General features: G+C 32.4%; 11 protein-coding genes. 4 read left to right on the top strand and 7 right to left on the bottom strand.

All coding sequences use genetic code 11. From position 1 onward, the window contains the following. Nucleotides 1–8: 8 nt before the first annotated feature. Both QO263_RS04475 and QO263_RS04470 read left to right on the top strand, forming a co-directional pair. Entirely contained in the window at nt 9–884 is an 876-nt protein-coding gene (locus QO263_RS04475) for an ABC transporter permease (RefSeq protein WP_285626873.1), read from the top strand. Then, the gene (locus QO263_RS04470; RefSeq protein WP_285626871.1) at nt 874–2,052 is read left to right on the top strand and encodes a quaternary amine ABC transporter ATP-binding protein; all 1,179 of its coding nucleotides are present in this window, start codon (nt 874–876) and stop codon (nt 2,050–2,052) included. The genes QO263_RS04475 and QO263_RS04470 overlap by 11 nt, the downstream gene beginning before the upstream one ends. Nucleotides 2,053–2,109: 57 nt before the next feature. Here QO263_RS04470 and QO263_RS04465 read toward each other — a convergent pair whose 3' ends face one another. The 7 genes from QO263_RS04465 to QO263_RS04435 form a co-directional block, all read right to left on the bottom strand. Further along, nucleotides 2,110–3,957, bottom strand: coding sequence for an ABC transporter ATP-binding protein (locus tag QO263_RS04465; RefSeq protein ID WP_285626868.1), 1,848 nt, complete (start codon nt 3,955–3,957; stop codon nt 2,110–2,112). After that, nucleotides 3,954–6,206, bottom strand: coding sequence for an ABC transporter ATP-binding protein (locus QO263_RS04460; protein ID WP_285626864.1), 2,253 nt, complete (start codon nt 6,204–6,206; stop codon nt 3,954–3,956). Before QO263_RS04460 ends, QO263_RS04465 begins: the two co-directional genes overlap by 4 nt. 46 nt (nt 6,207–6,252) lie before the next feature. Continuing rightward, nucleotides 6,253–6,717 carry a MarR family winged helix-turn-helix transcriptional regulator gene (locus QO263_RS04455; RefSeq protein WP_285626862.1) on the bottom strand — a complete coding sequence of 155 codons (465 nt, stop codon included), beginning with the start codon at nt 6,715–6,717 and terminating at the stop codon, nt 6,253–6,255. Between the two features lie 214 nt (nt 6,718–6,931). Further along, nucleotides 6,932–8,317: a lipopolysaccharide biosynthesis protein gene (locus QO263_RS04450; protein ID WP_285626860.1), complete on the bottom strand. Its 1,386-nt coding sequence runs from the start codon at nt 8,315–8,317 to the stop codon at nt 6,932–6,934. Between the two features lie 318 nt (nt 8,318–8,635). Continuing rightward, on the bottom strand, nt 8,636–9,766 hold the full coding sequence (locus QO263_RS04445; protein WP_285626857.1) for an ABC transporter permease: 1,131 nt from the start codon (nt 9,764–9,766) through the stop codon (nt 8,636–8,638). Then, nucleotides 9,753–10,808, bottom strand: a complete 1,056-nt coding sequence (locus tag QO263_RS04440; protein WP_285626855.1) for an ABC transporter permease — start codon at nt 10,806–10,808, stop codon at nt 9,753–9,755. Before QO263_RS04440 ends, QO263_RS04445 begins: the two co-directional genes overlap by 14 nt. A gap of 1 nt (nt 10,809) precedes the next feature. Continuing rightward, a complete protein-coding gene (locus tag QO263_RS04435) occupies nt 10,810–11,742 on the bottom strand; it encodes an ABC transporter ATP-binding protein (RefSeq protein ID WP_285626852.1) in 933 nt (310 codons plus the stop codon). A 222-nt stretch (nt 11,743–11,964) separates the two neighbouring features. Here QO263_RS04435 and QO263_RS04430 point away from each other — a divergent pair, with 222 nt between their 5' ends. Both QO263_RS04430 and QO263_RS04425 read left to right on the top strand, forming a co-directional pair. Continuing rightward, nucleotides 11,965–13,008 carry a sensor histidine kinase gene (locus tag QO263_RS04430; RefSeq protein ID WP_285626850.1) on the top strand — a complete coding sequence of 348 codons (1,044 nt, stop codon included), beginning with the start codon at nt 11,965–11,967 and terminating at the stop codon, nt 13,006–13,008. A 5-nt stretch (nt 13,009–13,013) separates the two neighbouring features. Then, nucleotides 13,014–13,613 carry a response regulator transcription factor gene (locus QO263_RS04425; RefSeq protein ID WP_285626848.1) on the top strand — a complete coding sequence of 200 codons (600 nt, stop codon included), beginning with the start codon at nt 13,014–13,016 and terminating at the stop codon, nt 13,611–13,613. The last annotated feature ends 4 nt before the right edge of the window (nt 13,614–13,617 follow it).

Here is a 13,617-nt window from a genome sequence, read left to right as displayed (position 1 = left end):
AAAAAATTATGATTTATTATTTGATATTTGATTTTCCTCTTAGGATTCCAGTTAACACCAACGCAATAGACGAAGCTGTAAGAAACTTCAGTATCAAATATGATGTATTCTTTAGCAAAATTAGATTATCTTTAGGGGGTTTTGTAAACGGAATACATTCAATATTAAATTTAATACCCTGGTTTGTGTTAATTTTGTTAGTATTTATTGCAGGATGGAAGCTAAGCGGTAAAGTTAGTAAAGGTATTTTATACTCAGCTCTCTTGTTTTTAATAGGAGCCTTTGGATTATGGAGCCTTATGAATGAAACCCTGTCCATAGTTATAGCATCTGTAATTATTTCTCTGGCACTAGGATTTCCACTGGGAATCCTCATCTCAACTAGTGATAAAGCAAATTCAATTGCTAGACCTATCTTAGATACAATGCAAACAATGCCAGTATTTGTTTACCTAATACCAGCACTTTTATTCTTTGGATTAGGTAAACCTCCTGCTGTAATAGCTACTACGATTTATGCTATTGTTCCAACTATCCGACTTACAAGTCATGGAATCAGGCAAATAGATAAAGAAGTTGTAGAAGCATCTATAGCCTTTGGTTCGACCAAGCTACAATCTCTCATAAAAGTACAAATCCCACAGGCTTTACCTACAATAATGGAGGGAATTAATCAAACTATTATGATGGCTATGGCTATGGTTGTTACTACATCCATGATTGGTGCCACAGGTCTCGGTATGGAGGTTCTAATAAGTGTCAACCGTGTAGAGATAGGTAGAGGATTAGTATCTGGAACAGCAGTTGTAATTATTGCAGTTATATTAGATAGAATCACTCAAGGTTTGGTTAAAGGTAATGAGGTGAAAAATAATGCAAAATAACAATATCTTAAGTATTAGAAATCTATCTAAGCTCTATGGTACAGAAAAAAACAGAGCAGTTAAATTAAAAAACTCTGGATTAGATAAGGATACTATATATAAAAAAACTGGAGTGACTGTAGCTCTTTGGGATATAAATTTAGATATAAAGAGAGGAGAAATCTTTGTCATTATAGGTTTGTCCGGATCTGGTAAATCCACATTAGTAAGATGCTTTAATATGCTCAATAAACCTACATCAGGAGAAATTCTTTTTGAAGATAAAAACATTGGCAGCTTCAAGAAAAAAGAATTAGTTAACTATAGAAGAAATAAAGTTTCTATGGTATTTCAAAACTTCGGGCTTATGTCCCACAGGGATGTTATAGGCAATGTTGAATATGGTCTTGAAGTTAAGGGTATACCTAAATCTCAACGACAGGTAAAAGCAAAAGAAATAATTTCCATGGTAGGTTTAGAAGGATTAGAAAACGAGCTGATATCAAATCTTTCAGGAGGAATGATGCAAAGAGTTGGAATAGCAAGAGCTCTAGCCAATGAGCCTGAAATACTTCTTATGGATGAGCCCTTTTCAGCACTGGATCCTTTAGTTAGAAAAGATATGCAGTTTGAATTGCTATCAATTCAAAGAAAATTGGAGAAAACTATAATATTTATAACTCATGATATAAATGAAGCTTTTAAAATAGGTGACCGAGTTGCTATAATGCGAGATGGAGAAGTAATACAGGTAGATACTCCCGAAGAAATGAGTGAAAATCCTGCTAATGATTATGTAAAGCAGTTTATAGATGGTGCGGACAAGACACAGGTAATAAGCGCCAGAAATGTAATGATCACTCCAAACAGTATAGTTAGATTAAAGGATAATCCTAATTATGCCATAAATATGATGCGTTCTAACAGGGTATCAAGTGCATATATAGTAGCAGAAAAAATGAAGCTACAGGGAATCATTACTATCGATGATGCTATAAGAGCAAATAAGGAAAAACTGACTATCTCCGATGTTATGATAAGAGATATAATAACTGCCTCCCCTGATGCTTTATTGCACGATATTATCTCGATGGCTGTAGAAACTAAATATCCTATAGCAATAGTTGATAATGATGGAACTCTAAAAGGTATTGTGTCAAAGGCTGATGTTCTATCATCAATGATATAAAAAATCACTCTTAAAGATACGATCTTCTCTTTAAGAGTGATTTCTATTTTAATCGATTTATGCTGCAAATTGGCTGTTATAAAGCTCTGCGTAGAATCCATTTTTTGATAGAAGCTCTTCATGGCTGCCTTGCTCTACTATATCTCCATCCTTCATAACTAGGATCAAATCTGCATCTCTTATGGTTGAAAGTCTATGTGCAATTATAAAGGCTGTTCTTCCCTTCATTAGATTTTCCATGGCCCTTTGTATCAATATTTCTGTTCTAGTATCTACAGAGGATGTTGCCTCGTCTAGTATAAGAATCTTAGGATTTGAAAGAATTGCTCTAGCTATGGTTAGGAGCTGCTTCTGTCCTTGAGATATATTGTTTGCCTCCTCATTTATAATCATATTGTATCCATCTGGTAAAGTATGAATAAATCTATGGGCATGGGCAGATTTTGCAGCTTCTATTACTTCTTCATCTGTAGCATCTAGTCTCCCATATCTTATGTTCTCCATTATAGTTCCAGAAAAAAGCCATGTGTCTTGAAGAACCATTCCAAAATTATCCCTTAAGTCTTCTCTTGTAAAATCATTGATATCATGACCATCTACGAAAATTCTACCCTCATTTAAGTCATAAAATCTCATTAAAAGCTTAACTATAGTAGTTTTTCCTGCTCCTGTAGGCCCTACTATGGCAACCTTCTGCCCTGGCTTTATGTCTGCTGAAAAGTCATTTATTATTATCTTGTCTTCATTGTACCCGAATTTGACATTCTCAAAGGTGACTCTTCCTTCTACTTCTTCTAATTTAACAGGTGTTTCAGACTCCTTAGGCTCTTCATCCTCATCTAAGAATTCAAATACTCTTTCAGCAGCAGCAACTGTCGATTGGAGTACATTGCTTATCTGAGCTACCTGTGCTATTGGCTGAGTAAAGCTCCTTATATATTGTATAAAGGAAAGTATATCTCCTACCTCTATAGTCTTTTTTATAGCATACCATCCGCCTAAAATTGAAACTGCTACATATCCTATATTGCCAATAAACATCATGATAGGCATCATCATTCCAGAAAGAAACTGTGCCTTCCAGGCAGAGTTATAAAGCTCACCGTTAATCTTTCTAAATTTCTCTACAGCTTCCTTTTCTGCATTAAAGGCTTTCATTATATTGTGTCCGCTATAAACCTCTTCTATATGTCCGTTAACGCGACCAAGAGATTCTTGCTGTGTCTTAAAGTATTTCTGAGATCGCTTGACTATGCCCATGACTAAAACCATAGAGATTGGCAGTATCAAAATAGCAGCAATAGTCATCTGCCAGCTTATGGAAAGCATCATTATGAGAACACCTACAAGTGTAGTAGCAGAGGTAATTATCTGACTCATACTTTGATTTAATGTCTGACTAACAGTATCTACGTCATTTGTGACCCTTGATAACACATCTCCGTGAGACACAGAATCAAAATACTTGAGTGGAAGCCTATTTGTCTTTTCAGATATTTCCCTTCTCAGGTTATAGGATACCTTCTGTGAAACACCTGTAACTATAATTCCTTGTATAAAGGAAAATATTGCTGAGATTACATATAGTCCTATTAGGATTAAGATTATATTTAATATATACTGAAAATCAATTCCCCCATCTGAAGCCCCTGATATTTTAGACACTAATCCTTCAAATATTTTAGTTGTTGCTTTACCAAGTATTTTAGGTGCTCTTATGGTAAAGACTGTACTTCCTATAGCAAATAGCATTACTATAATTAGTTTTAGTCTATAAGGTCTTAGGTATCTAAGTAATTTAGAAAAAGTTCCTTTAAAATCCTTAGGCTTTTCAAATCCTCTTCCCATAGGACCAGGAGGGCCCATTCTCCTTGGTTGTTGATTTTTCATATTGTTTTCGCTCATATTGCTAATTCCTCCTCTGATAGCTGTGACAGAGCTATTTGCCTATAAACATCACAGTTCTTTAGAAGCTCTTTATGAGTACCCATACCAACTACTTTTCCTTCATCTAAAACTACGATATTTTCAGCGTTCATTATGGTACTTATTCTCTGTGCAACTATTAGTACAGTTCTATCCTTTATTTCTTCTCCCATAGCCTTTCTTAAAGCAGCATCTGTTTTAAAATCAAGTGCTGAAAAGCTATCATCAAAAATGAGTACCTCTGGTGTTTTGGCCAATGCCCTAGCAATTGAAAGTCTTTGTCTTTGACCGCCTGAAACATTAGTTCCTCCTTGAGATATTTCAGATAAGACTCCCTTTTCCTTTTCATCTATGAATTTTTTGGCTTGAGCTATTTCTATAACCTTTAGAATATCTTCATCACTAGCATCAGCATTTCTACCGTATTTTATATTGCTTTCTATAGTTCCTGTAAATAGAACTCCTTTTTGTGGAACATATCCAATTTTTTCTCTTAGGTCATATAGCCTCATATCTCTTATATCCATGCCATCTAAAAGAATTTTTCCTTCTGTAGCATCATAGAACCTTGGAATTAAGTTAATGAGCGTAGATTTACCACTTCCTGTACTACCAATAAAGGCAGTAGTTTCTCCAGGCCTTGCAGTAAATGATATATTTTCAATAACATTTTCCTCTGCTCCTGGGTATTTAAAGCTGACATTTCTAAACTCTAATAATCCCTTTATATCCTTTTTAAGCTCCTTTGGAGTTATTGGATCCTCTACTGTAAGCTTCTTATTCAATACTTCAGAAATTCTCCCAGCTGATACAGAGGCCCTTGGAAGTATTATTGATATCATTGAAATCATAAGGAATGACATGATTATCTGCATTGTATACTGCATAAATGCCATCATATCTCCTACCTGTATTGCTCCTTTATCTATTTCATGAGCGCCTACCCATATGATTAATAATGTAATTCCATTCATAATAAGCATCATAGTAGGCATCATTACAGTCATTATTCTTGATACGAAAAGATTAGTTTTGGTTAAATCCTTATTTGCTTCATCAAATTTCTTTTCTTCAACTCTCTGAGTGTTGAAGGCTCTGATTACTAGCATTCCAGTAAGAGATTCTCTCATCACACGATTAACCTTATCTACTAGCTTTTGCAGCTTTTTAAATCTTGGCATAGCTACAGCAAAGAGAAATATGACTAAAGTAAGTATAGCAGCAACTCCTACTGCAACTATCCAGGCCATTGATGTATTCGTCCTTAAAGCTCTAATAACTCCGCCAACTCCTAGTATAGGTGCATAGAATACTAATCTTAACAGCATTACTGTAAACATCTGCACTTGCTGTATATCATTCGTACTTCTAGTTATTAGGGATGCTGTTGAAAAATCGTCAAATTCCCCATTTGAAAAGGCAGTTACCTTCTTAAATACCTTGTCTCTTAGGTTTCTCCCAAGTCCAGAGGAAACCTTGGCAGATAAAAATCCAACAGCTATTGATGCTAGCATACTTATAAGCGAAATAAGTATCATTATTCCCCCTATATAGAAGATATAGCTAGACTGTGTTTTTTTGATATCTATCCCCATATCTTCATACTGGGTTTTAATACGATTTATTGCAGATTGATTTATTATTGTTTCAGGCAATCCATTAAACTGCTTATCAATCTCAGCTTTTAAGGCATCAATTTGTTCCTTCGGTGCATTCTTTAGCATTATAAAAGGATCTACTCCCTCAGGTAGATTAGCAAAAGGATTGTTCCCCATATTTTCTGCTGATACTCCTTGAGGAGCTCCCTTTTCTATTCCTGCTACAATTAACAATGCCTTACCGAAAAAGGAGTTCATTTTCTCAATGTCTTCTTTTTCCTTTGTATCTAATATATACAAAGCTTCTTTTTCCAATATAGGATATTTTTTAACAAAATCTTTATACTTTTTTTCAGTTAAATTATCTCTACTTTCATTTACTAATATATAGCTATCATCTATTATATTTATCTCTTCATCACTTAAAAATATCTTAACTTTTTCCATCTCCGTAGGTCTGATTGCCTCTGGTACTGCATTTTCTATACCATTTTGCTGAATTCCCACATTAACTATATTTGACATATAGTCAGGAAGAGCAAGCTCTGTACTAGCTTGAAGGAAAAGTAAGGCTATTATTATTAGTATAGATATAACAAACGGTTTAAACTCTTTAAATAATTTTAGCATATTGCCCTCCTATGTCATCTAAATTTTCCTATAATCCTTTTTAAAATCACTCACACTTGATTGAACCTGATTCCTTATCATTTACCATAAGCAGATTATCTCTCATTTGCATCAATAGTCTTCTAAAAACCACCTTTTCCTCTACTATAAAATTGCCAAAACACTCTTCTTCAATTTTTTTCATTACTTCCATAGATTTATCGCAAATATCTCTACCCGCTTCTGTAAGATATACTCTAGATACTCTTTGATCTTCAGCATCCTGTCTGCGTTCTACTAAATTTGTTTTCTCCATTCTCCTAAGCATTACTGTTATAGTTGAAGGCTTTATGTCTAATTTAGCCGCTATTTCTTTTTGACTTAATCCATCCTCTTTATTTAGAATAAATAATAAAGGGGGCTGACCCGGATATACTCCTATTTCGTCAAGAAGTACATGAGTACGATAATAGTGAAGTCTAAGTATTTCTAGAAATATATAATACAAAGAATCCTTGGATAACCTCTCCATATTAATAACCTCCATTAGTTAGTCGCCTAAGCATATTTATAATAATAGCATTATGATACTTACTAGTCAATACATATTTAAAATAAAACTACAAATTATTTTAAAGTTAGCCGGCTAAGTAATATCAAATTAAAATAAGTTAATCTGACTATTTTAACTCAAATTAACTTATCTATGACTACATCCATTAAAAGTGTGTCCTTAAATATTCTGCTTATTCTATAATTCTTCTAGCTCCCATCAATAAGGCCTTCACATTTACTAATGCTATTATAAGAATAAGCCCTACTTCATAAATAAACCAGTTTTCTATTTGCAGCAGTATTATCACACTTTGTGTCATTATCACGCTCATATTAATTATTAGCTTTGGAATATTCCAAGATATATTCATAAATCTTCTAATATTAACAGCTCTTATGACTAGCATGCAAATATAGCTTAAAAGCGTTGCTATGGCAGCACCTTGAATTCCATAAGCAGGTATTAAAATAAAGTTAAGAATTATATTTAAAACTGCACTTATCATCGTAGTAATCAGTATTTGTTCACTTTTTTTCTGAGCCATATATGCACTCCCTAAAAAAGAAGCTAGACAGGCAAATATAGTTCCCATCACAAGAACAGGTATGTATATCCATGATGAAAAAAATTCTGGTGATGTAAGTATCTTTGTAATCATTTTAGTTAATGCAATGATAACTGAAGCACCACAAAATACTAAGGAGCTGTACACATCCAGTACCTTTGAAAAGAACCTACCTCCATCTCCTTTTTGATGCTCATTTACGGCTGATATTTGCCACGCATCCATAAAAATTCCCGTCACAATGGTTATTATTGTAGGTACCTTATAGGCAATAGCATACAGTCCATTTGCTTCACTTCCAAGCATATAAGAAAGAACGTATCTGTCAGACATATTTATAATCCATGTTGAGACAGTTGTTGGAATAAGAGGCAAAGAATATCTCATCATACTGCTAAAAAGGCTTTTGTCAATATAGCCTAGACTTATAAACCTATAGAGCTTAGCTGCAAAAAACAGCATGATAGTGGAAATAAAGTCTGATAAAATAGTTGCCAATAAGTAACCAGATATTCCATATCTAAATATTACTAGAAAAACAATATTTAGAATGACAGTTAGTACCGTTCTAAACACTCCATCAAAGGCATATAGCTTTACGTATTCTTGAGACCTTACAAAATTTGAACATAATGAGTGGAGATTTGACATTAGAATAAAAAAGTAAATATATCTAGTATATTGGGAAATAAACTCAATATGCAAAAGAACAGGCTCTAGAATACATAATCCTATAAAGCCTAAAAGTATAGTTAGGAGCCCTATAGAAAATACACTTTTTTTGTTGACAGCACTATCAAGACCAAATCTAATTACAGCATTCAAGATACCTGCTGATACAATAGGAACTAGAACATTGCAGGTCTGTACTATTAAATCTACCTCTCCATATTCTGCACTTGTCAGCACCCTTGTATATAATGGCAGCATGAGAAAAACAAGCAGCTTAGAGCTAAAAGTTCCTATGGCAAAAGTAAAAGTATTAGAGGCAAGCTTTTTATATCTATCCATTAAATCACCCTATTCTTTGTTGCTATTTTCTATAAACCTCTTCCTTATAAAATTGACTCAGATGCTAAGAAAAATAGCATAAAGGTTACTGCCTCAATCATTGAATAAAAATCCACATATGAAGTCTGCTAATCTTCCTTAATATATTAGTACCACATTCCAGATAAATGTGCCAGCAATTATTCTATTATTTATCTTAGCTTTTTGTAAATAGGATGATATTACCTGACCAATTTTTTACATGAAACCTTTGCCCTGTCATGAGACAGAATCGTTTAGCTGCTTTAGCTTTAATTTAAGCATTCCAAATAAAATCTATTAATGAGCTTTCTGCTTTATCTTAGAAAAATATAGTCCTACTAGTAGGAAAGCCATGGCAAATAATAGTTGCATAAATATTTCATATTTCACATCTAAGAATGATTTGATATTTGTCTCATTTATTTTTACAAAATAATATGTTGGGAAAAATTTAGCTATTGTCAACACCTTTTCCCCTAAAAGCTCTTGAGGTACCATTACTCCCGATATAAATGAAGTCCCAAGAGATAATACCGTACTTACACCAGATATGATGAACTTATTGTGTGTCACATTATTGATTAAAAATACAAGACATAAGGCTGAAAATGAAAACACTATTGTATTAACTACGTATTTCAAAAAGTTTACCTCACCAATGTATTTTCCCTTTAATACAATGCTTCCCAGAATAAATACTAATGTTATGAAACATGCTATCGTTAATTGCCCCAGATACATTTCTCTATTGAATTTCAAAAACTTTATTGAAGATATCTTTCTTCTACTTTCAATTTCTTCACTCGTGAAATCAGTCATTACAAAGCCTATTACCGCAATATACAAAGCTAGAAGTATATATGAAGTAAAATTGAAATAAAACTTAAACCAGGTATTGGCTTTTTGATTTATATCATTATTATCAGATTTAATTAAATTTACTTTTATGCTTTCATCTAATGCAGCACTCACATTGGATAAATCAAACTGACCATTTTCATAAGTTGCATTAGCAAAGGAAATAAATTTATTAATCTGATTTTCAATTTGATAAGATGCTATATTTCTGTCATCTTTAAATATCTCAATAGCATTTTCCTTATTGATTACTCTTTTTTCAAAATCCTCTGGAATAACAATTACTGCATCTAATACTTGCAGAAAAACCTGCTCTCTAATATACTTTTCATCTGACCTTGTATGAGCTATATTATTCTCTTTTTCTAAGTAATTTACCAAACTCTCTGATAACTCACTGCTGCTATTATCAATTATTCCAATATTAAACTTAGTTTCAATGAAGCTAGTTTCTTTTTGCGTATTACCCCCACCATTTAATATTGACAGAACGAAAAAAATAGCTGTATATGCAAGAATGGCTCCCTTGTTTTTTAACGCTATTTTAATAAAGTATTTATATACTGTCATAGGTCTTCCTCCTTAAAAATACATAGGATATACTAATTAGAACTAAGCAATAAATCGATAAGATAAAAACTCCTTCACTTACGTTTTGAGTATTTTCCAATAGATTTATCCTATAGAGATTATTAGTTATTATGCCAATGGGATTTAGCCTATTTATTATTGGAGCTTTCTCATCAATCAGAATCTTTATATTTGGTGACATCATTCCTGATAAAGCCGATAAGAACAATGTAATCATAACACCTAAAAGAGCCTTTACATTTTCGTTTTGTTTATTGGAAGCTCCTATAAATATTCCAAGTGCTACTCCAAACAGGTTTCCTATTATTATAAAAATTGCACTATACTTCATTTGTGTAAATAGATCAATCTTCAGGACATATTTTATAAAAATCAGCAATAATGCGTTTGAAAGCAGGTTTAAAATTAGTGCAACTATAACCCCTGCCAATAAAAATTCATTTTTTCTCAATGGTGCTACATTTATTCTCTTGCCTACATTAGTCAAATTTGCTTGAATTAAACTTACAGTCGTAATTCCAGGAAAAATTCCATAGGCAGAAACCATGGCAATTAGTGAATAGAATATTATAATTACCACATCTGCTTTTTGATTTCTTCCAGATACATAGTTTATATTAAAGTCAAATCTTTCAATGGGTACTTTTAACTCTCCCATTTGCTTTATTTGATCTAGAACCTCCTTAATTATGGTTTGATTCATCCCAGATTTTTTAACCAATAGACTTAAATCATTCTCAACAAATCCTTCAATCTCTTCATTTTCTAATTTTTCAGTTATCTCATCTTCAGAGATTTTGTGGACATTTAGAAACTCGATTTCCTCCAGTATAAATCCAATGGGATTCTCATCTTTTATTCCTATGTTTATGTTTTCTAATTCCACATTCATTATTCCATTGAAGGCTGTGTAGAAAAATATGGCCATTATCAATGGATACATTAAGGTCCAGAAAAGAAAAGATTTATCTCTATATAAATTTTTCCCTTGATATATACAATTTCTAAACAGATTTTTCATTTTAATCTCTGAGCTCCTTCCCTGTCAATTCTAAGAAAACATCATTTAATGTAGGCAATTGACTATATAGCTTTGTATAAATTAATTTGTTCTCTTTTATGAATTCTAAAAGATTGGATAAATTATTGGGTCCGTTTTCAAACTTTATAATATAGTCATCCTCTCTCTTCTCTATATCAATTACATGAGGTATATTTTTCATTGTCTGAGCCCTTTCCTCATCAATGACAGAAAAGCCAACTACTATCTTTTCAGTTGTTGTTATCATAGCCTTCAGCTCTTCATTAGTCCCTGAAACCAAGTCCTTTCCATTATCCATTATTATAATTCTCTTGCAAAGCATTTCTGCTTCCTCTAAGTAGTGAGTCGTATATATTATGGTGCTGCCTTCTTGATTTAACTTTTTTATCCCATCTAATATGAAATTTCTGCTTTGGGCATCTACTGCAACAGTAGGCTCATCTAAAAATATCAGCTTAGGCCTATGAGCTATGCCACAGGCAATATTCAATCTTCTCTTAAGCCCTCCGCTTAGCTTTTTTGGATAAAACTTAGCATAATCCTTTAAGCCAACAAATTCTATTGCTTCCTCTACATATTGTTTTCTTAGGCCTTTATCTTCTACATAAAGTCCACAAAAATAATCTATATTCTCCCTTACTGTTAGGTTTTCAAAAACTGAGACCTCTTGAGGCACTACTCCTATTTGCTTTTTTATATCATAGGAATTGGGAGTCATTTTCTTCCCAAATATCTCTATCTCTCCTTTATCAAAGCTTAATAAAGAAAGAATACAATTGATTGCTGTGGTTTTACCGCAGCCATTAGGTCCTAAAAGCCCTAATATTTCTCCTTCTTCAACCTCCATATTAAAATGCTCAAGGGCAATTAATTCCTTATACCTTTTAACTAAATTATTTACCTTTACTATCATCTTAATCTCTCCCCTTTCAATCTTAAATCAATTATACTGATTTTAAACTTTTTCTTGTAGTGTTCAGAATCACAACATGATATGACATTTGTCATATCATAAGCAGAAGGATATTTCTAGCATTAATCAGAACTACAATATAATTGTATAGTTCAATTAATGTTAGTATAATTGGATTATAGGATTATAAAATACTTATGAGAAATTTATAAGGAGTTTCATATGAGAAGGTTTATAGAAAAATCATTTATTGCTCTTTTTTGCTTATATAATAACTATATGGCAGGCTCTGTAAGAGATTTGGCTTTGTATTTTCTTATAAGCCTGATTATTTCCTTAGCCTTAGATTTATTCCGCTCCAAAAAAATAAGGATTTTTATTTATTTATCCTTTTTTATACTATATTTTTATGATTCTATATTCATCTATTACTTGCCTTTAGTCTTATATAATCTGTATCTAGATTTTGATATATATGCTCTTTTGTCCATGATGCTAATTCTAATGGATTTTTCCATAGCAAATATATTAGCTTCTTCTATATCTATCTATCTGTCAATTATGACGAAAAAATTTAGTACATTTTTTAAACAAAATACAATAATACGGGATGAACTGAAGGAAAATACTATTTATTTAAAAAAATATAATGAACAGTTAAAAATTGATAAGGAAAAGAATATTCACATTGCCATACTTACAGAGAGAAATAGAATTGCAAGAGAGCTCCATGACTCAATAGGTCATGCCATAAGCAGCAGCATCTTGCAGGTAGAGGCCTTGAAGATAATCTCTGATAGTGCCATGTTGGAAGGCCTAAATTTACTTCAAAATACATTAAGCAACGGGATGAATGACATTAGAAATAGTATACATAATTTATATAATGAATCTCTTGATTTAGAGAGTAAAATCGAGAGTATTTGCAGGGAAGTTTCTAATATAGATATTGATCTAATCTACAAACTAGAAAACAATCTGCCTTATGACCTAAAATTTGATATTCTATCCATTATAAAAGAAGCCATTACCAATTGTGTCAAGCATTCTAATGCTACAAAGCTTAAGATAAGTCTTTTAAATCAGCCTAAGTTCTATTCCATTATAATAAATGATAATGGAAGTAATTTCGATGAAACAGATAAGCTTTTGGCTAAGGGAATAGGTCTTCTTTCTATGAAAGAAATAGCTGGTAAATACAATGGTTTTTTGAACTATGAATTTAATAACGGATTTAAAATACACCTTATTTTAATGAAAGGATGATGTTTGTGAAGGTTATAATCGTAGATGATGATTATCTGGTAGTAAACTCTTTAAAAACAATTGTAAATGCCAGTGGAATAGAAGTTTTAGCTGTAGGTTATAATGGTATGGAAGCAGTTGAGCTTTATGCTCAGCATAGACCAGATGTAATCCTTATGGATATAAGAATGGAAAAAATGAACGGCATAGAAGCTACTAAAAAAATTTTAGGTATGGAGTCAAGTGCTAAAATACTACTAATTACAACCTTCCAAGATGATGACTACATATCTGCAGCCATTTCATTAGGCTGTAAAGGATACATATTGAAGCAAAATATTCAAGGAATCATTCCTGCCATCAACGCAGTTTTTTCAGGAAACCTAGTTTTTGATTCTAAAATTGTATCCAATATTCAAAGCCATTCTAAGAAGAACATAAGCCCTGACTTAACGGATAGGGAATATGATATCCTGCTTTTAGTAGCAGAGGGGCTTAATAACAAGGAAATTGCAGAAAAGCTATTCTTAAGCGAGGGAACTGTTAGAAACTATATTTCTAACATGCTAGAAAAATTATCTCTAAGGGATAGAACTCAGCTTGCAATTTATTATTATAAGCTGTAGGCAA

Source organism: Proteiniborus sp. MB09-C3, from assembly GCF_030263895.1.
Taxonomy (GTDB): Bacteria; Bacillota; Clostridia; order Tissierellales; family Proteiniboraceae; genus Proteiniborus.
Note: the sequence above shows the minus strand (reverse complement) of the source record. Positions and strands in the feature narration are given on the sequence as shown.

Bases quoted from the DNA above. Each gene is read 5' to 3' on its own strand.
- QO263_RS04445 (WP_285626857.1), bottom strand. From the start codon at position 9,766: ATGACAGTATATAAATACTTTATTAAAATAGCGTTAAAAAACAAGGGA.
- QO263_RS04465 (WP_285626868.1), bottom strand. From the start codon at position 3,957: ATGAGCGAAAACAATATGAAAAATCAACAACCAAGGAGAATGGGCCCT.
- QO263_RS04470 (WP_285626871.1), top strand. From the start codon at position 874: ATGCAAAATAACAATATCTTAAGTATTAGAAATCTATCTAAGCTCTAT.
- QO263_RS04455 (WP_285626862.1), bottom strand. From the start codon at position 6,717: ATGGAGAGGTTATCCAAGGATTCTTTGTATTATATATTTCTAGAAATA.
- QO263_RS04450 (WP_285626860.1), bottom strand. From the start codon at position 8,317: ATGGATAGATATAAAAAGCTTGCCTCTAATACTTTTACTTTTGCCATA.
- QO263_RS04430 (WP_285626850.1), top strand. From the start codon at position 11,965: ATGAGAAGGTTTATAGAAAAATCATTTATTGCTCTTTTTTGCTTATAT.
- QO263_RS04435 (WP_285626852.1), bottom strand. From the start codon at position 11,742: ATGATAGTAAAGGTAAATAATTTAGTTAAAAGGTATAAGGAATTAATT.
- QO263_RS04440 (WP_285626855.1), bottom strand. From the start codon at position 10,808: ATGAAAAATCTGTTTAGAAATTGTATATATCAAGGGAAAAATTTATAT.
- QO263_RS04460 (WP_285626864.1), bottom strand. From the start codon at position 6,206: ATGCTAAAATTATTTAAAGAGTTTAAACCGTTTGTTATATCTATACTA.
- QO263_RS04475 (WP_285626873.1), top strand. From the start codon at position 9: ATGATTTATTATTTGATATTTGATTTTCCTCTTAGGATTCCAGTTAAC.